The sequence below is a fragment of the Rhodococcus sp. P4_E4 genome, from assembly GCF_056401575.1.
The window spans coordinates 598,923-617,673 of record NZ_JBFUJB010000001.1; the positions used below are offsets into that span (position 1 = coordinate 598,923).

Below are 18,751 nucleotides of genomic sequence, written 5' to 3' on the forward strand. Positions count from 1 at the left end.
CTCAGGCACCGAACTTCTTTTTGGGTTCCGGATTCTTCGGTTCGGGTAGCACCCCGGGATACGGCTCGGCCAACGCTTGACGCTGGATCTCGAAAAGTTGCTCACAACCAGCCAGAGCGGAGTCGAGCAGCTTGTCCAGCGTCGAGCGTGGGAACGTGGCGCCCTCACCGGTTCCCTGGATTTCCACCAGCGTGCCGGTATCGGTGGCCACGACATTCATGTCGACCTCGGCGCGCGAATCCTCTTCGTACGGAAGATCGAGGCGCACTCGTCCGTCCACGACGCCGACGCTGACTGCCGCTATGCCACACGAGATGGGCTGAGGGTCGGAGAGCAGGTCGGCTGCGCGCAGGTACGTCACGGCGTCGACCAGGGCCACGTACGCCCCCGTCACTGCCGCGGTGCGGGTACCGCCGTCGGCCTGGAGAACATCACAGTCCAGGGCGATGGTGTTCTCGCCGATCGCGGCGAGATCGATGCAGGCCCGAAGTGATCGGCCGATGAGTCGACTGATCTCCTGCGTACGGCCGCCGACCTTGCCCTTGACCGATTCGCGGCCGCTGCGTGTGTGCGTGGCGGCGGGAAGCATCGCGTATTCGGCTGTCAGCCAACCCAAGCCGGAGCCCTTGCGCCAGCGGGGTACACCCTCTTCGACGCTGGCCGTGCACATGACGCGAGTGTTCCCGAACTCGACCAGAACGGATCCGGCCGGATGACTGGTGAACCCGCGGGTGATCTTGACCGTGCGGAGCTCGTCGTCCGCCCTACCGTCTTCTCGTGTAGTCACCTTCGTGAGCCTAGCGGTCGCCCGGTCGGCACTGCATCGAATGTGAGGGGAATCAGATGTCGTAGACGCTTCCGGCGGAGACGGCATGGACTGGTCCGGAGAATTCGGATTTCGCTTCGGCGATCACGTCTTCGCGGGAGGTCCACGGCGGGATGTGCGTGAGGAGAAGTTCCTTGACGCCGGCGAGGGCAGCCACACGGCCGGCTTCCTTACCGGAGAGGTGAACTCCCTCGGGGCGATCCGGACTGTCGGTCCACGAAGCTTCGGAGAGCAACACGTCCGCTCCACGGGCGAGTTCGACGACGTTGTCACACATACCCGTGTCACCGGTGTAGACGAGCACGCGGCCGTCGGCGCCGGTGATCCGGAAACCGTAAGCCTCGGGAGGATGATTCATCCGACGGGCGACGACGCTCAGTTCTCCGAACGTCACCGGCTCGTTCTCGGCCCAGAGCCGGACGTCGATGGTGTCGGAGATGTCATCCATCTCGCCGGCACACTCGGCGGAGGACACTCCGATGCGGCAGGCCGTGTCGGTGGGGCCGTAAACCAGAGCCCGCCCGACCGGTGGGTTGGGGTGATAGCGACGCCAGACGAGCAGGCCGGGCATGTCGAGACAGTGGTCCGCATGAAGGTGCGAAAGCAGGATCGTCACCTCGCCCGGATCGGCGTATCGCTGCAACGCCCCAAGAACTCCCGGGCCGAAGTCGATCACGAGCGGCGGAGTTCCCGGTGCCGTGAGCAGGTATCCCGAAGCCGGTGAATCCGGACCCGTGACGCTGCCGGAACACCCCAGGACGGTCATGCGCATACCGGTCATGCTGCCACGTCTACCCGTCTGGAAAAAAGCTCTTGGTGGTTTTGGCGCGTCGAAGTCACACCGCAGCGAGGGTGTGACCCACGTCCGTTCAGAAACTCGGTGGTCGGACGGCCGGCGCCGACCCTGCGCGCTTGGCCCTCTCCCCCGACGTCAGCGCCCAGGCTGCCACCACGCCGCCGATCGCTCCGAACAGATGTCCTTGCCAGGAAACCCGTGGATCGCTCGGGAGAACGCCCCACAGCACTCCGCCGTACACGACGAAGACGGCAACGCCGATCAGGATCTGTGTGAAGCTCCGCGTGAAGAACCCGCGCACCAGCAGGTAGGTGACCCAGCCGAAGATCAGCACGGACGCACCGACGTGATTCGAGTTCGAGCCGGCGAACAACCAGGTCCCGACACCGCCGATCACCCAGATGATGCCGGTCGCCGCGAGTCCGCGCGCAATGCCCGACACCAGCACGAGGAACCCGAGGATCAGGACCGGAATGGTGTTGGCAATCAGGTGAGCCCAGTCGTCGTGCAGGACCGGGGCGAACAGGATTCCCCACAGGCCGTCGAGCGTGCGCGGGGTGACGCCGGCGTTCTGGACGTTCTGACCGGAGATGACATCCACGATCTCGATCACGTAGAGCAGGATCGCGAAGCCGCCCACCAACACGGCCGACTGCTTCCACACCGAGGGCGGACCGGATTTCGGTGCCGGCGTCCGGGTGCCGAAGTCCGGATTGTTGAAATCCATCGTCATCGTGTGCGTCCTCCGCCGTCGATCCGGTTTTCTGATTCGGTCACTCGCGACCAGGCTCAATTCGAGATTACCGCCGATTCCAGGAGTGCTGCCTAGAGAAATGCCGACGGAAGGAGTTCGCGGTAGCTCGGGATTCCGGCTACCGACGTGGCGTCGAGAATCGCTGTGACGATCGCACGTTCGACGACCTGCGCCGAGGCGGCACACACCGCGTCGAGTATCGGCAGATCGTTCGGGAAAGCGGCCGGAACCGCGATCTCCGAATTCGGAGTGTGATCGCCGGTGGCGAGCGCAAAGATCGTGTCGCCGTCGAGCGGCGAATGCGCGGGCCGAATCGCACGAGCCAGACCGTCATGCCCTGCGACGGCGACGCGTCGGCACCCGGCTTTTGTCAAGGCGGCGTCAGTGGCGACCACACCGATCGTGGTGTTGAGGACTGTTCCCTTGGCTGCAACGGCGTTGGCCGCCGCGAGTTCGGACGCGTCGGGAAGCCTGAGCCCGAACGACTCCGCCCCGTCCGAGCCGACGCCCCACGGCAAGCCTGTTCTCGGATCGAAGACCGAACCCACCGGGTTCGCCACGATCAACGCGGAGACCGTCGTACCCTCGGCCGGGCCGTCGGCGATCACGACGCTGGCCGTTCCCACCCCACCCTTGAGCGCTCCGGCTCTGGCACCTACGCCGGCGCCGACCGTGCCCGTGGCGAATTCGCGCGAAGCGGTGTCGGCAGCGAGGAATCCGAAGTCTCCGGTCGGACGAACGGTCCAGTCCCCCACCGGCAGATCGAAGATCACGGCGCCGGGCACGATCGGTACCACCTGACCAGGAGCACCCATCGCGATCCCGCGATCGTGTTCCTCGAGCCAGCGCATCACTCCATCGGCCGCGGCAAGTCCGTAGGCACTACCGCCGGTCAACAGCACGGCATTGACCTGCTGGACCGAATGGCTCGGGTCGAGTAGGTCGGTCTCGCGGGTACCCGGACCGCCGCCGCGGACGTCGACTCCGGCAACCACACCGGCCGACGCGAGCACGACCGTGCAGCCGGTGGCCGCGCCGCTTCCGAGAGTGGCTCCCTCGTCGACCTTGTGGTGATGGCCGACAGCGAGGCCGGCGACATCTGTCAGTGAATCAGTGGGCCCGGTCCGCGTCGTGGTCATGGCATGAGCGCCTGGACGAGGGAGTCCTGCATCCACGTCAACCAGTGATAGACGTCGAGATGCGGGGCGCGCGGGTCGTCGGGTTCGAGGCTCTCCGGGGTGTCGGCGTCGATGCCGAGATTGGTTCCGAGCGCGAGACGGACGTCGTTGAGCGAGGACAGCCACGCATCGGCCTGTTCCTGCGTGAGAACGACCTTGCCGCCGGCCTCCGGAAGCGAAGCCAACAACATGCGAGCGGACTCACGCTTGGCATCGATGATCTCGGGCTCGTGCAAACTGCGCAGCGCGCCGTTGACATTGGCGCCGGCGTCGTCGAGATCGTCACTGTCCGGAGCGACCTTGTCCGGATCGGTGCGCTGGAAGTCGGGAAGCAAACGCGCCAACACCGGATTGTCGGGTGTCTCCGAATTTCCGGTACGAAGGCCCGTCAGCGCGGCGAGCTCGTCTTGCGGCGCCGAAGACGCGCGCTCGTCGAGAAGCCCGGCCACCGACTCCACGAGCGAGCGCAGAACCGCCGCCTCGTGGCCGTCCATCTCGGACTTGAACTTCACTCCGCCGAGTGAACTCTTCCTACTCCACGTCCGCACGCGTCGGACTCCCGTCTACGAGTTAGGCGAACAAATCGGTCGAAAAAGTACTTTTCTCAGGTGTCGTCGCGTTGCATCGTGGCCCAGAGACCGGCAGCGTGGAGGCGACGAACATCGGCCTCCATCTTGTCGCGCGAACCGCTCGAGACCACGGCCTTGCCCTCCGAATGGACCTGCATCATCAGGTCGGTGGCCTTGGCTTTGCTGTAACCGAACAACTTCTGGAACACGTAAGTCACGTAATGCATGAGATTGACCGGGTCGTCCCAGACGATGGTCACCCAGGGCCGATCTGCGGCTTCGATGGTCGCAACAGCCTCCGACTGCTCGGGCGTGGCTTGAGGAGAAGAAGCCGTAGCGCCTCTCATCGTTACGTTCGCCGAGTAAGTGCCGGACACGGTCGCGCCGCCGAAAACCATGTATCCAGGGTACGGCGCGACGAGAGGCGACAACACCCACCCACGTCGTCTCGCGCATAGAGTTGTGTGCGTGCCTACGCAAATTTCCGACATCCGCGACGCCGGTGCCAGCACCGCACTGCTCACCGATCAGTACGAACTGACCATGCTCTCGGCGGCTCTCGCCGACGGATCTGCCTTCCGCAACTGCAGTTTCGAGGTATTCGCACGGCGGCTGCCAGACGGTCGTCGCTACGGCGTCGTCGCCGGTACCGAACGCCTTCTCGACGCACTCGAGCAGTTCCGGTTCGGTGAACCGGAACTGGCGATCGTTGCGAAGTTTCTCGACGACACGACCGTCGAGTGGCTGCGCAACTATCGATTCTCCGGTGACATCGACGGCTACCGCGAGGGCGATTTCTACTTCCCCGGCTCACCGATCCTCTCGGTCCGCGGAACGTTCGCCGAGTGCGTCATCCTCGAAACCTTGATTCTCTCGATCCTCAACCACGACAGCGCGATCGCTTCGGCCGCAGCCCGCATGGTGAGCGCAGCGGGCGGTCGACGGATGATCGAGATGGGCTCGCGTCGTACACACGAACAGGCCGCCGTCGCCGCTTCACGTGCCGCGTATCTCGCCGGCTTCGACGCCACCTCCAACCTCGAAGCCGCGCGGCGTCACGACGTACCCAGCGCAGGTACCAGTGCGCACGCCTTCACTCTCCTGCACACCACCGAAGACGGTCCGGACGAGGCAGCGGCATTCCGCGGTCAGGTCGCGGCACTCGGCGTATCCACCACGTTGCTCGTCGATACCTACGACATCACCGAGGGTGTGAAAACGGCTGTCGCCGTTGCCGGTCCCGAGCTGGGTGGGGTTCGCATCGACTCCGGCGATCTCGGCGTTCTTGCTCGTCAGGTACGCCAACAACTCGACGATCTCGGTGCTACCAAGACACGCATCGTCGTCTCAGGCGACCTGGACGAGTACGCGATCGCAGCTCTGCGCGCCGAACCCGTCGACTCGTACGGTGTCGGTACTTCACTGGTCACCGGATCGGGCGCGCCCACCGCAGGCATGGTTTACAAGCTGGTCGAGGTCGACGGAATCGCGGTCGAGAAGAGAAGCACCAACAAGGCATCTCGCGGCGGCGCCAAGAAGGCACTGCGCGTGGTTCGCCCGACCGGAACGATCGTCGAAGAAGTCATCTACCCTGCCGGCTCGCCCGCTCCGGTTTTCGAGGCGGACGGCGCGACCGAACTGCTGATCCCGTTGGTTCGCGAAGGCAAGGTCGTCGAGAGCGCACCGACGCTCGAAGAGAGCCGCGCAGTTCTGAAGGCCGGGCTCGTGAGCCTGCCGTGGGAAGGACTCAAGCTCTCGCGCGGAGACTCGGCTGTACCCGTTCGATTCTCCGGAGGTGAGCACCAGTGAGTGCTAAAGCACTGATCGTCGTCGACGTTCAGAACGATTTCTGTGAAGGTGGCGCTCTCGCGGTCGACGGCGGTGCTGCGGTTGCGGCGGCCGTCAACGATTTCGTCAACTCCCACGAGTACGACGCCGTAGTCGCGACTCGCGATTTCCACATCGATCCTGGGGCGCATTTCTCCGAGACCCCAGACTTCGTCGACAGTTGGCCGATTCACTGCGTCGTCGGGACGGCCGGCGCCGAGTTCCACCCGGCGTTCGACGCTTCCGTCGCCGGTTCGGCGATCTTCTCCAAGGGCGCCTACAGCGCGGCCTATTCCGGTTTCGAAGGAGCAGCCGAGGACGGCACGACGCTCGAGGACTGGCTCCGCGCCCACCAGATCACCGACGTCGACGTGATCGGCATTGCCACAGATCACTGTGTCAAGGCCACGGCCATCGACGCGGCGCGCGCCGGATTCGCCACGACGGTCCTTCTCCCCTTCACCGCAGGTGTGTCGACTGCCACGATCGAGTCGGCATTGGTACAGATGCAGGAGGCGGGAGTGCAGCTGATCGGGCGAGACGAGGCGTCGTCGGAAGAAGACTCGAATGCCGGGGAACTACCCCGGGAATCATCCGTGGACGTTTCTGACGTAGGGATCCATTAACCTTCGTGGGTGGCCGATCAACTCCCGAACGTTCCCGAACTGCTCCAGACAGCGGTGCGGTCGCTCGGCGGTGCCGAACGAACCAGTCAGCTGACGATGGCGTCGGCCGTGGCGCACTCGATCGACACGGGCGAGCATCTGGCCGTCCAGGCCGGCACCGGTACCGGTAAGTCACTCGCCTACCTCGTTCCGAGCCTGCGCCATGCGGTCGAGTCTGGGCGCACTGTGGTCGTGTCCACTGCCACCATCGCGCTTCAGCGCCAGCTCGTCGATCGAGATCTGCCACGGCTCGCCGATGCACTGAAGAAGCCACTCGGCCGGCGCGCCGAGTTCGCAATCCTCAAGGGCCGCAACAACTACCTGTGCATGAACAAGATCCACACCGGCGCGTCCGAACAGCCGCCCGAGGACGAGTTGTTCGATCCGTTCACGGTCTCGCGTCTGGGCCGGGAGGTCGTCCGCCTCACCGAATGGTCGTCCGACACCGAAACCGGTGATCGTGACGAATTGGTACCGGGCGTATCCGATCAGGCGTGGAGGCAGGTCAGCGTCACCTCCCGCGAGTGCATCGGAAAGAACCAATGCCCGGTCGGTGAGGACTGCTTCGCCGAGCGCGCCCGTGTCGAGGCGTCGAAGGCCGACGTCGTCGTCACCAACCACGCGCTGCTCGCTATCGACGCCATCACCGGCATCCAGATTCTCCCTGACCACGACGTCGTGGTGATCGACGAAGCCCACGAATTGGTCGACCGCGTCACCGGTGTTGCCACGGCCGATCTCACAGCTTCGTCGATCAGTGCCGCGGCCAGGCGTTGCGGCAAGATCGCCGAAGAGCAGGACGCCGACCGACTCGAAGCTGCCGGCGAGGGTTGGGCGGGACTCCTCGAGGAATTGCGTCCAGGTCGATGGGAAGGCCTCCCGGACGGTGCGGCGCCCGCACTGGCGGCGATACGCGACGCGGCCTGGTCGCTGCGCACCGCGATCGGTCCGGCCAAACCGGGCATGGCAGCCGCAGACCCCGAAGCCGCTGCAGCCCGCAACGCTGCGCTCTCGTCCGTCGACGACGTCCACGACAGTGCCGTGCGTATTCTCACCGCCTTCGACGAACCAGACCCGGCCAAGCGCAAGGACGTCGTCTGGCTGTCCTCGGACGAGTTCCGCGGATCGGTTCGGCGCTCCGTCCGGATGGCTCCGCTCTCCGTCGGTGGATTGCTGCGCTCGCGACTGTTCGCCGAATCCACCGTCGTTCTCACCTCCGCGACGCTGACCGTCGGCGGATCGTTCGACGGTCTCGCCGTCAACTGGGGCCTTCCTGCGGAATCGTCGGTGCGACCCGACTCGGGTACCGCCATCGGCACTGAAGCACCTTCTGACGCTTCTGCTTTCCGCTGGAACTCACTCGACGTCGGGTCGCCCTTCGACCATGCCAAGGCCGGCATCATCTACATTGCCCGCCACCTGCCCACGCCCGGCCGCGACGGCCTCTCCCCGGTCTATCTCGACGAGATCGCCGAACTCGTCGAGGCCGCCGGCGGACGCACCCTCGGCTTGTTCTCCTCGATGCGCGCCGCCAAAGCCGCGTCGGAGGCGATGCGCGAACGCCTCGACACCCCGATCCTGTGCCAGGGCGACGACGCCACCGGCACCCTCGTCAAGGCCTTCGCCAAGGACGAACCCACGTCACTGTTCGGCACGTTGTCCCTGTGGCAGGGCGTCGATGTCCCTGGCCCATCGCTGAGCCTCGTCATCTTGGACCGGATTCCGTTCCCGCGCCCGGACGATCCACTGTTGATGGCTCGTCAGCAAGCCATCGAATCCCATGGCGGTAACGGCTTTCTCAGCGTCTCGGCCAATCACGCGGCGCTGCTCCTGGCACAGGGTGTGGGTCGCCTGCTTCGCAGCACCGACGACAAGGGCGTGGTGGCCGTGCTCGATCCGCGTCTGGCCACGGCGAGATACGCGGGTTACCTTCGCGCATCGCTGCCGCCCTTCTGGGAGACGACCAACCCCGAAGTCGTCCGCAAGGCGCTCACCCGCATCCGCGACTCACGTCCCTGAGCCAGTTCTCACGCGGACACAATTCTGCCCCGGTACCGACCGAACGGACCGGGGCAGAATGCAATACGTCAGACGCTCGGAGTGGTCACCAACCCGAGTTCGGACGCATCGACCAACAACCGGTGATGCGGCAGCACCCGCACGGTGTATCCCACGGAACCGGAGACCGGAAGCGCAACCTCGGCTTCGAAAATCTCGGTTCCGTCCTCGGCGCCGAAGTGTGTCATCGGGAACGTCACCACGTCGGTGAGCTCCTCGCCCGGGCTGACGCGTCCCAGGACTGCCTGGACCTGGACATCCGAGACCGACAAGCCGCCGAGGCGGACCTTGGCCTTCAACGAGATGGTCGCACCGATCTCCGGAGTGTCCGGCAAGCCGGAACCGTCCACCTGCTCGACGGCGACCGACGGCCACTGTGATTCGATGCGACGACGGAACTCGGCCACCTCACGCGCGCCGGCAAAATCGTCCGCCACTACCGCTCGAGCTGATTCCGCCGAAGGGGCGTAGTAGTCGACGGCGTAGTCACGAACCATGCGTGATGCCAACACCTTCGGGCCCAGATTCTCGAGAGTGTGGCGAACCCTCTCGACCCAGCGCGTCGGCAGATCGGCTGCATCACGGTCGTAGAACGTCGGCAGTACCGCGTGCTCGAGAAGTTCGTAGAGGGCGCTGGCTTCCAGATCGTCACGCCGCACGTCGTCGAGAACACCGTCGGCCGTCGGAATGGCCCACCCGTTCTCGCCGTCGTACATCTCGTCCCACCATCCGTCGCGAATGGAGAGGTTGAGTCCACCGTTGAGCGCGGACTTCATGCCGGAAGTGCCGCACGCCTCGAGTGGGCGAAGTGGGTTGTTGAGCCACACGTCGCAGCCCCAGTAGAGGTACCGGGCCATCGACATGTCGTAGTCGGGCAGGAAGACGATGCGGTGACGCACATCCGCTTCGTCGGCGAACCGTACGACCTGCTGGATGAGTGCCTTACCGCCGTCGTCGGCGGGGTGCGACTTACCGGCCACCACCAACTGCACCGGACGCTTCTCGTCGAGCAACATCGCACGCAGACGCTCGGGATCACGGAGCATCAGCGTCAACCGCTTGTACGTAGGAACGCGCCTGGCGAATCCGACTGTCAAGACGTTGGGATCGAAAACTCCAGTGGTCCAGCCGAGTTCAGCTTCGGTTGCGCCGCGTTCGAGCCACGACGCTCGGACGCGACGACGTACTTCGTCGACCAACTTGCCGCGCAACGCATTACGTGTTTCCCACAGTTCGGTGGCCGACAACTCGTGCAGGCGCTCCCAACCGCGCGCTTCTTCGAGTTGCTCCTGCCCCACGATCCGCCTGGCCACGTCCATCCACTCCGGCGCAGCCCACGTCGGAGCGTGGACACCGTTGGTGACAGATCCGATCGGCACCTCGTCGGCGTCGAATCCCGGCCAGAGACCGTTGAACATGTCGCGACTGACGATGCCGTGCAACTTCGAGACGCCATTGGCTCGCTGGCCCAGGCGAAGACCCATGTGCGCCATGTTGAAGATCGACGGATCGGATTCGCGCCCCATCCCGACGATGCGGTCGACGGTCAGTCCGGGAAGCAAACTCGATTCGTTCTCGCCGTTCGCTCCGCCGAAGTAGTGACGGACCAGATCCGCCGGGAACCGGTCGATTCCGGCGGGAACCGGAGTATGCGTCGTGAAGACCGTTCCGGCGCGGACCGCGGCCAGAGCCGAATCGAAGTCCAGACCGCTGGTGGTCACAAGTTCCCGAATCCGTTCGATGCCGAGGAATCCGGCATGCCCCTCGTTCATGTGGAAAACCTCGGGATCGGGCAATCCGTACGCCGCGGTGTAGGCACGCACCGCACGGACGCCGCCGATACCTGCGAGGATCTCCTGCTTGATGCGGTGATCCTGGTCCCCACCGTAGAGACGGTCAGTGACGCCGCGCAGATCCGCGTCGTTCTCGGCGATGTCGGAATCGAGCAGCAGCAACGGCACTCGTCCGACCTGAGCGATCCACACTCGCGCACGCAGCACTCGGCCACCGGGCATGGCGACGTGAATGACGACCGGCGATCCGTCGTCGGACGCCGGACCTGCGTCCGTCAGCAAACGAAGAGGCAACCCTTGAGGGTCGTGCGGCGGGTAGTGCTCGGCCTGCCAACCGTCGGCAGTCAGTGACTGGCGGAAGTAGCCGGATCGGTAGAGCAGTCCGACTCCGATGAGCGGCAGCCCGAGGTCGGACGCGGCCTTGAGGTGATCGCCCGCGAGGATGCCCAATCCGCCGGAGTAGTTGGGCAGAACTTCGCTGACTCCGAACTCCATGGAGAAGTACGCAATTCCGCCGGCCAACGATGTGCCCTTGGCCTGCTGGGACTGATACCAGCGCGGCGTGCTCAGATAGGCGTCGAGATCGGCTGCTGCAGTGTCGAGGTCACCGAGAAATGCCTCGTCACTGCTGAGTTCGTCGAGACGGGTGGGGTTGACTTCCCCGAGCATGCGGACTGGATCAAACTGGACTGCTTGCCAGAGTTCGGGGTCGAGTCGCGAGAACAGATCCTGTGTCTCGGGATGCCACGACCACCGAAGGTTGGTGGACAGGGGGCCGAGCGCGGCGAGGCGCTCCGGAATGTGGGCTCGGACAGTGAACCGACGCAAGGCTTTCACCCCGCGAACCCTAGTCGAGTTCCTTGCACTCTGTCCGGTGGAACCGAACGCCCGAGCCGACCTGACCACCGACAGACCCGAATTCGTCGTTATCAGCACTCCAGCGTCGCACCCACTACGGTTGAACCCGGCGAAAGAAAGTTTTACCGCGATCCATCATCAGAAATGGAGCTTCCCGTGTCAGGACGCCTCGGTATCGACGACGTGGTACCCGAGATCTCGGGTAACTATCCGGCAAAGGCCGTGGTCGGTGAAGTCTTCCCGGTGCACGCCACGGTGTGGCGAGAAGGCCACGACGCCATTTCCGCCACTCTTGTCGTGCGTGGTCCGCGCGGTACCAAGCCGCTGCGCATTCCGATGGATCCCGGGACCGAACCGGACACCGTCGACGCGGTGTTCACGCCGTCCGCCGAAGGTATGTGGTCGTTCCGGATCGAGGCGTGGAGCGATCCCATCGCCACCTGGAAGCACGCCGTGGAAGCAAAGCTCGCCGTCGGGCAAGGGGCGGCCGAGTTGGCCAACGACCTGGAAATCGGTGCGCGCCTGTTCGAACTGGCCGCGCACGAAGTGCCGCGGGGCAACAGGTCCAGGCTCGAGGCCGTCACGGCGTCGCTGCGCAGCGATCAGGCGCTGACTGCTCGCGTCGCTCCGGCCTTCGCCTCCGACGTCGCCGAACTGCTCCGCGCTACTCCGCTTCGCGAACTGGTCACCAAGGGCGAGTCCCACCCTGTCGTCGTCGATCGCAGCCGTGCGCTGTTCGGCTCCTGGTACGAGTTCTTCCCCCGTTCGACCGGTGGATGGGACGAGAACGGAGTACCGCAGCACGGCACGTTCCGTACCTCTGCCGAAGACCTGCCCCGCATCGCCGCAATGGGTTTCGACGTCGTCTACCTTCCGCCGATCCATCCCATCGGCGAGATCAACCGCAAGGGTCGCAACAACACCCTCACCCCCGAACCCGGCGACGTTGGTTCGCCGTGGGCGATCGGCTCTGCCGACGGCGGGCACGACGCTGTTCACCCCCAACTCGGCACGCTCAAGGACTTCAAGGCCTTCGTCGCTGCGGCCCGCAAGCTGGATCTCGAAGTGGCACTGGATCTCGCGCTGCAGTGCGCCCCGGATCATCCATGGGCTCAGAAGCATCCGGAGTGGTTCAACGTCCTTCCCGACGGCACCATCGCCTACGCCGAGAACCCGCCCAAGAAGTATCAGGACATCTACCCGATCAACTTCGACACCGATCCTCGCGGTCTGGACAAGGAAATCCTGCGCGTGGTCCGCCACTGGATCAACGCCGGAGTCAAGATCTTTCGTGTCGACAACCCGCACACCAAGCCGCCCAACTTCTGGGAAACACTCATCTCGGAAGTCAAGAAAACCGACCCCGACGTCTTGTTCCTCGCCGAGGCTTTCACTCGTCCGGCCCGCATGTACGGCCTTGCCCGGCGCGGGTTCACGCAGTCGTACACGTACTTCACCTGGCGAGTTGCGAAGTGGGAGCTCACCGAATTCGGTAACGAGCTGGCGGCAAAGGCCGACGAAGCCCGACCGAACCTTTTCGTGAACACACCGGACATCCTGCACGAGTCCCTCCAGCACGGTGGGCCCGGAATGTTTGCACTGCGAGCAGCTCTCGCCGCCACCCTGGCGCCGACGTGGGGCGTCTACTCCGGTTACGAACTCTACGAACACCAAGCCGTTCGCCCCGGCAGCGAGGAATACCTCGACTCCGAGAAGTACGAACTTCGGCCGCGCCGTTTCGCCGAAGCAGCCGCGCGAGGCGAATCTCTCGAGCCGTGGATCACCGCTCTCAACCGCATCCGGCGTGCACACCCGGCCCTGCAGCAGTTGCGGAACCTGCACTTTCACCACATCGACAACGACGCGTTGATCGCCTACTCGAAGTTCGACGCCTCGACCGGCGACGCCGTCCTGACGGTGATCAACCTCAACCCGTTCGCGGCAGAAGAGGGCACCGTCTGGTTGGACATGCCGGCGCTCGGACGCGAATGGCACGACCACATGACCGTGCTCGACGAGGTTACCGGTGAGCAGTTCAATTGGGGCCAGGCCAATTTCGTCCGCCTCGAGCCCTGGCGTTCGGTGGCGCACATCCTCGCGCTCCCACCCGTTCCGTATCCGGCCCGGATCTCTCTGGCCTACCAAGCACGCAATGCGCACCGCGCAGGTGGAGGCAAGTGATGCCAACCGAAAAGTCCCCTTCGGGTATCGCGCCGGACAATCACGATCTGGAGTTGTTGGCGAGCGGTGAACATCACGATCCGCACAGTGTCCTCGGCGCCCATCCCCACGCCGACGGCACCGTTCTTCGAGCGTTGCGTCCCAACGCCGAGTCCGTCAGTGCCGTCATCGGCGGCAAAACCTTTCCTCTCGAACATGTTTCGAACGGAATATTCGCGGCCCTGGTCCCCTACCCCGACCTGATCGACTATCGCTATTCCGTGACGTACCCGGGTGGCCACACGGTTCTCGCAGCCGACCCTTACCGATTCCTGCCGACTCTCGGTGAACTCGACCTTCACCTGTTCGGCGAAGGTCGGCACGAACGACTGTGGGACATCCTCGGCGCACATCCGCGTTCGTACGAGACACCGGACGGACCCGTCGACGGCACCTCGTTCGCCGTCTGGGCTCCGGCAGCCCGCGGCGTGACCGTCGTCGGCGACTTCGACGGGTGGAGTGGGCAATTCGCCCCCATGCGAGTCCTCGGCTCCACCGGGGTCTGGGAACTCTTCCTGCCCGACATCGCAGTCGGTTCGCTGTACAAGTTCCGGGTCCACGGCCACGACGGCTCGGTTCGCGACAAGGCCGATCCCATGGCATTCGGTACCGAGGTACCGCCGGCGACGGCGTCGCGAGTGACCACCAGTTCGCACGAATGGAACGACGCGGCCTGGCTGGAAACCCGCGCTGGTGTCGACCCTTCGCAGTCCCCGATGAGCGTGTACGAGGTGCACCTCGGATCGTGGCGTCCGGGACTCGACTACCGGCAGATGGCCGAGCAACTCGCCGTCTACGTCACCGAAACCGGATTCACCCACGTCGAACTGCTGCCCGTCTCCGAGCATCCGTTCGGTGGATCGTGGGGGTACCAGGTCACCTCGTACTACGCACCGACCTCCCGCTTCGGCACCCCGGATGACTTCCGCTGGTTCGTCGACCACCTGCACGCCGCAGGGATAGGCGTCATCGTCGACTGGGTTCCTGCACACTTCCCCAAAGACGAATGGGCGCTTGCCCGTTTCGACGGAACGCCGTTGTACGAGCACGCCGATCCGCGTCGCGGCGAGCAGTTGGACTGGGGCACATACGTATTCGACTTCGGTCGCCGCGAGGTCCGGAACTTCCTCGTCGCCAACGCGCTCTTCTGGCTCGAGGAGTTCCACATCGACGGACTGCGCGTCGACGCCGTCGCATCGATGCTGTACCTGGACTACTCACGTCCGGAAGGTGGATGGACTCCCAACATTCACGGTGGCCGCGAGAATCTCGAAGCTGTTGCGTTCCTGCAGGAGATGAACGCCACCGTCCACAAGAACCACCGAGGAGTCGTCACCGTCGCCGAGGAGTCGACGGCGTGGCCCGGAGTCACGCGGGCGACCAATGTCGGTGGCCTCGGGTTCAACATGAAGTGGAACATGGGGTGGATGCACGACACCCTCGGGTTCCTCGGTCACGACCCGGTGCACCGGACTTACCACCATCACGAGATCACTTTCTCGCTGATGTACGCGTGGAGTGAGAACTACCTGCTACCGATCAGCCATGACGAAGTGGTGCACGGCAAGGGAACTCTGTGGACCCGGATGCCCGGCAACGACTTCGCCAAGGCTTCCGGCCTGCGCTCACTGCTTGCGTACATGTGGGCGCATCCGGGCAAGCAACTGCTGTTCATGGGACAGGAGTTCGGTCAGAGCGCGGAATGGTCCGAAGAACGCGGCCTCGACTGGTGGCAACTCGACGATCAGTACACCGGCACTCTCCACCGCGGCGTCCAGCGACTGGTCGGAGATCTCAACTCCGCGTACCGACGCCATCCGGCGATGTGGACCCTCGACACCTCCCCCGGCGGATACTCCTGGATCGACGCCAACGACACCGAGAACAACGTCCTCAGTTTTCTGCGTTACGGTACTGACGGTTCGATTGTCGCCTGCCTGTTCAACTTTTCGGGCAGTGAGCACTCGAGCTACCGCGTCGGGCTACCAGAGCCCGGCCGATGGGTGGAAATTCTCAACACCGATGCCGAGGTGTATGGCGGCTCCGGAGTCGGGAACCTCGGAGCGGTCACGGCAACGTCGCGTTCGTGGCACGGTCGGCCAGCCTCCGCACAGGTGGCGCTGCCAGCTGCTGGAGCGATTTGGATAAGTCTGGAGCGTTGATGGTCGGCCGGCGAGTAGTCATTGTCACGTCGTCACTGTTCGCAGTGGCCGCACTGCTCGCCGGTTGTGCCAGCGGAACGAACGGGCACGCCGTCTCGATCTATCACGATCCGTTCCGCGTCGCCGGACTCGACGCAACAGCAGGCCCCAGCGGATTGCGCCCGGGAGCCCCCAATGCCGACCGAGCAATCACCGGTACCGACGGCGGGGACATCGACGCCCTGGCGGCCAATGCCATCACCGACATCGAAACCTACTGGGCCACCGAGTACCCGGCTCTGTTCGACAAGCCCTTCGAACCGGTCGACGAGCTGATCTCGTGGGACCCCACCGAATCGAACGGCCCGGACTTCTGCGAAGAGACCACCGAAGAACTCATCAACGCCGGGTACTGCAGCATCGATCACACCATCGGTTGGGATCGCGAACTGCTACTGCCCGAGGTACGAGAGAAGTTCGGTGAAGTGGCCGTCGCCTTCATCTTCGCGCACGAGTACGGCCACGCCGTTCAACGCAAAGCCGGGATCGTCGGCGGTAAACGGGATGCGGCCCTGGTGCGAGAACAGCAAGCCGACTGTTTCGGCGGTGCCTTCTTGCGGCACGTCGCCGAGGACAAGGCCGCACACTTCACGATGAACACCTCCGACGGCCTCAACAAGGTGTTGGCCTCGGCGGTCGCCATCCGCGACGAAGACCCTAATGATCCTGAGAGCCACCATGGTTCGGCGTTCGAGCGCGTCACCGCCACTCAGATCGGCTTCACCGACGGCGCCGGCGCCTGCGCGAAGATGGACGCCGACGAAATCGAGTCACGACGCGCAGACCTCCCGCAGCAGTTCGCCGAAGGCAACGACTCCGGAGAACTGCCTGTCACCGAGGCAACGCTCGACGAGTTCGTGAAGACATTCCAAGCAATCTTCGATCTACCCGAGCCGCCGAAGGTCGTGTTCACCGGCGCAGACACCGGGTGCAGCGACGCCGTTGCGACAGAGCCCGTCTCGTACTGCCCGTCGACGAACACAATCGGAATCAGCGTCGACGACCTGGCCGAGCGCGGTACGCCGGGTCGCGTCGGACGACGTGAGTTGATCCAGACCAACATCACCGGTGACTACAACGCCTACGTCCTGCTCGCGTCGCGGTACACCCTCGCGATGCAGAAGGAGAACGGCCAATCGCTCGACACTCCGCAGACTGCCTTGCGCGCCGCCTGCCTGTCCGGCGTCATCACCGCAGCGCTCAGTCCCACCAACGCTGCGGCGTCCGGAGCTCAAGTCACACTCTCCCCCGGCGACCTCGACGAAGCCGTATCGGGGCTGCTGACCGACGGCCTCGCCGCCAGTGACGTCAACGGTGAGACGGTGCCGAGCGGTTTTGCACGCGTAGACGCGTTCCGGACCGGCGTACTGGGTGGCCGGGAAGTGTGCGACAGCCGCTACACGGAGTAGCGGCTGCCGGTCCACACGTCAGTAGAGAGCGGAAGCCAACTTACGTCGGGCCGCGATGACGATCGGTTCTGCCGGGTCGAACAGTTCGAACAGCTCGAGCAGGCGCGTCCGCGCTGCGGCCTTGTCGTCGCCGGCAGTTCGCGAAACCACCGAGATCAAGCGCGCGAACGCCGCCTCGGGTTGCTGGGCGAACATTTCCAGGTCGGCCGCAGCGAACTGCAGTTCGAGATTGGACGGATCAGCATCCGCGGCCGCGATCGACTCGGGATCGACGCCCTGAACCCGGGCCATGAACTTCACCTGGCGGACAGCGCTCTTGGCCTCCGCATTGTTGGGTTCGGCGTCGAGAATCATCTGGTACGCAGCGATGGCGGCGTCGAGATCGCCCCCGTCCAGCGCGGTTTCAGCGGCCACGAAGCGTGGATCCTCGACCTCCTCCACCGGTTCGTCCCCGTCGGACACCGGCCCACTCAACTTGCCCTCGACAGCTTGGAGCACTGCGTCGAACCACTGGCTGAGCTGCGCCTCTGGCTGAGCGCCCTGAAAATCGGCCAACGGCTGACCAGCCGCGACGGCAACAACCGTCGGCACCGACTGGACACCGAATGCCTGCGCGATGCGAGGACTCACGTCGACGTCGACGTTGGCAAGAATCCACTTGCCGCCGGCGCGCGCCGCCAATGATTCGAGAACTTCGGTGAACACGACCGAGGGCTCGTATGCGCGGCCACCGATGTTGACGATGACCGGCACCTGGCTCGACTTCAGCAGGACTTCGCTTTCGAAGTTCTCCTCGGTCACCTCGATCACTGCCCCGGAGACAGCAGAAACGGCCCCGTCGCCGCTGGTGTTACGCGGCGGTGGTGGGGCCGTGGCCCGCTCTTTGAAGGCGGACAAGTCGACTGCGCCGCTCATGGCGGCAGCAACTGCGGACGAACGCGCGGGGGGCCTGGAACCTGGTCGAGTCACGACTCCCAGTTTGTCACGAGTTGCGCGAAGCTACGTAGAGGGATGCAGCACTCAGACGAGCGCCGCGTTGCCCTTGGACGCCTCGAACTCCGTGGACAGCTCACCGAGCTTGCCGTTTCGCACTGCCCAGCGTTCGAATATGACGGTGCCGAACGGGGGAACGCTCGAGATCAGCGCAAGGATCGTGGTCTTGATGTCCCACTTGAGCGACCACGCAGTCAGCAGAGCAACAACGATGAACACCAGGAAGCCGGCGGTGCCGTGGACCATTCCGGGGATGCGAATCGCTTCTTCGTGTCCGAGGACCCACTTGAAGAACATGGCAACCAGCAAGGCCGCCCAGGTCACAGCTTCCCACCACGCCACCAGACGGAAGCGTTTCGCGGGAGTGGATACGTCAAAGATGTTCGCCATGAGGCCATTGTGCCCGAACAACTACGACGCCCCGTAGTTGTGTGAGCAAAACCACGGGGCGTCGCAGAGCGAGAGCGCTCGTTCAGGTGTATTTAGACACTCAAGCCTTGGGGACGCGGATGATGAGTGCGTCGCCTTGTCCGCCGCCGCCGCAGAGTGCGGCTGCGCCGATGCCGCCGCCGCGGCGTTGCAGTTCGAGGGCGAGGTGCAGGGC

16 protein-coding genes are annotated in these 18,751 nt (G+C 64.6%); 6 read left to right on the plus strand and 10 right to left on the minus strand.

From position 1 onward, the window contains the following. Position 1 precedes the first annotated feature (1 nt). From rph to clpS, 6 genes are all read right to left on the minus strand, one after another. Complete coding sequence (gene rph, locus AC1DVN_RS02870) at positions 2–787, minus strand: ribonuclease PH (RefSeq protein ID WP_003945332.1); 786 nt, start codon at positions 785–787, stop codon at positions 2–4. Positions 788–839: 52 nt separating this feature from the next. Next, positions 840–1,598 carry a cyclic nucleotide-degrading phosphodiesterase gene (locus AC1DVN_RS02875; RefSeq protein ID WP_007733274.1) on the minus strand — a complete coding sequence of 253 codons (759 nt, stop codon included), beginning with the start codon at positions 1,596–1,598 and terminating at the stop codon, positions 840–842. Positions 1,599–1,695: 97 nt separating this feature from the next. Further along, entirely contained in the window at positions 1,696–2,355 is a 660-nt protein-coding gene (locus AC1DVN_RS02880; protein WP_020970033.1) for a rhomboid family intramembrane serine protease, read from the minus strand. A 92-nt stretch (positions 2,356–2,447) separates the two neighbouring features. Next, positions 2,448–3,515 (minus strand): P1 family peptidase, encoded by a 1,068-nt coding sequence (locus AC1DVN_RS02885; protein ID WP_477993365.1) that lies wholly within the window; start codon positions 3,513–3,515, stop codon positions 2,448–2,450. Then, a complete protein-coding gene (aosR, locus tag AC1DVN_RS02890; protein ID WP_020908274.1) occupies positions 3,512–4,102 on the minus strand; it encodes an oxidative stress transcriptional regulator AosR in 591 nt (196 codons plus the stop codon). Before aosR ends, AC1DVN_RS02885 begins: the two co-directional genes overlap by 4 nt. Positions 4,103–4,158: 56 nt before the next feature. Next, the gene (clpS, locus tag AC1DVN_RS02895) at positions 4,159–4,470 is read right to left on the minus strand and encodes an ATP-dependent Clp protease adapter ClpS (RefSeq protein ID WP_029255695.1); all 312 of its coding nucleotides are present in this window, start codon (positions 4,468–4,470) and stop codon (positions 4,159–4,161) included. Positions 4,471–4,591: 121 nt separating this feature from the next. Between clpS and AC1DVN_RS02900 the strand changes: the two genes are divergently transcribed. Genes AC1DVN_RS02900 through AC1DVN_RS02910 form a run of 3 tightly spaced genes read left to right on the plus strand, consistent with a single transcriptional unit; the run spans position 4,592 to position 8,634 of the window. Continuing rightward, on the plus strand, positions 4,592–5,932 hold the full coding sequence (locus tag AC1DVN_RS02900) for a nicotinate phosphoribosyltransferase (RefSeq protein WP_477993367.1): 1,341 nt from the start codon (positions 4,592–4,594) through the stop codon (positions 5,930–5,932). Further along, entirely contained in the window at positions 5,929–6,576 is a 648-nt protein-coding gene (locus AC1DVN_RS02905) for an isochorismatase family protein (protein WP_020970037.1), read from the plus strand. The genes AC1DVN_RS02900 and AC1DVN_RS02905 overlap by 4 nt, the downstream gene beginning before the upstream one ends. A 9-nt stretch (positions 6,577–6,585) precedes the next feature. Further along, positions 6,586–8,634, plus strand: coding sequence for an ATP-dependent DNA helicase (locus AC1DVN_RS02910; protein WP_019749155.1), 2,049 nt, complete (start codon positions 6,586–6,588; stop codon positions 8,632–8,634). A 68-nt stretch (positions 8,635–8,702) separates the two neighbouring features. Here the strand turns inward: AC1DVN_RS02910 and glgP are convergent, their stop codons facing one another. Continuing rightward, positions 8,703–11,303 (minus strand): alpha-glucan family phosphorylase, encoded by a 2,601-nt coding sequence (gene glgP, locus AC1DVN_RS02915; protein WP_070797077.1) that lies wholly within the window; start codon positions 11,301–11,303, stop codon positions 8,703–8,705. Between the two features lie 177 nt (positions 11,304–11,480). Here glgP and AC1DVN_RS02920 point away from each other — a divergent pair, with 177 nt between their 5' ends. The 3 genes from AC1DVN_RS02920 to AC1DVN_RS02930 are packed head-to-tail and all read left to right on the plus strand — an operon-like array spanning position 11,481 to position 17,154. Then, positions 11,481–13,505, plus strand: coding sequence for an alpha-1,4-glucan--maltose-1-phosphate maltosyltransferase (locus AC1DVN_RS02920; protein ID WP_400823674.1), 2,025 nt, complete (start codon positions 11,481–11,483; stop codon positions 13,503–13,505). Next, positions 13,505–15,706, plus strand: coding sequence for a 1,4-alpha-glucan branching protein GlgB (gene glgB / locus AC1DVN_RS02925; protein ID WP_477993370.1), 2,202 nt, complete (start codon positions 13,505–13,507; stop codon positions 15,704–15,706). Before AC1DVN_RS02920 ends, glgB begins: the two co-directional genes overlap by 1 nt. After that, on the plus strand, positions 15,706–17,154 hold the full coding sequence (locus tag AC1DVN_RS02930; RefSeq protein WP_020908281.1) for a neutral zinc metallopeptidase: 1,449 nt from the start codon (positions 15,706–15,708) through the stop codon (positions 17,152–17,154). The genes glgB and AC1DVN_RS02930 overlap by 1 nt, the downstream gene beginning before the upstream one ends. A gap of 18 nt (positions 17,155–17,172) precedes the next feature. On the opposite strand, the gene AC1DVN_RS02935 is transcribed toward AC1DVN_RS02930, so the two are convergent. From AC1DVN_RS02935 to AC1DVN_RS02945, 3 genes are all read right to left on the minus strand, one after another. After that, positions 17,173–18,069, minus strand: a complete 897-nt coding sequence (locus tag AC1DVN_RS02935) for a co-chaperone YbbN (protein ID WP_060939690.1) — start codon at positions 18,067–18,069, stop codon at positions 17,173–17,175. 105 nt (positions 18,070–18,174) lie between these two features. After that, complete coding sequence (locus tag AC1DVN_RS02940) at positions 18,175–18,537, minus strand: DUF3817 domain-containing protein (RefSeq protein WP_020908283.1); 363 nt, start codon at positions 18,535–18,537, stop codon at positions 18,175–18,177. Between the two features lie 100 nt (positions 18,538–18,637). Next, positions 18,638–18,751 (minus strand): hypothetical protein (locus AC1DVN_RS02945; RefSeq protein ID WP_141695849.1); only part of this gene is annotated, 114 nt, incomplete at its 5' end.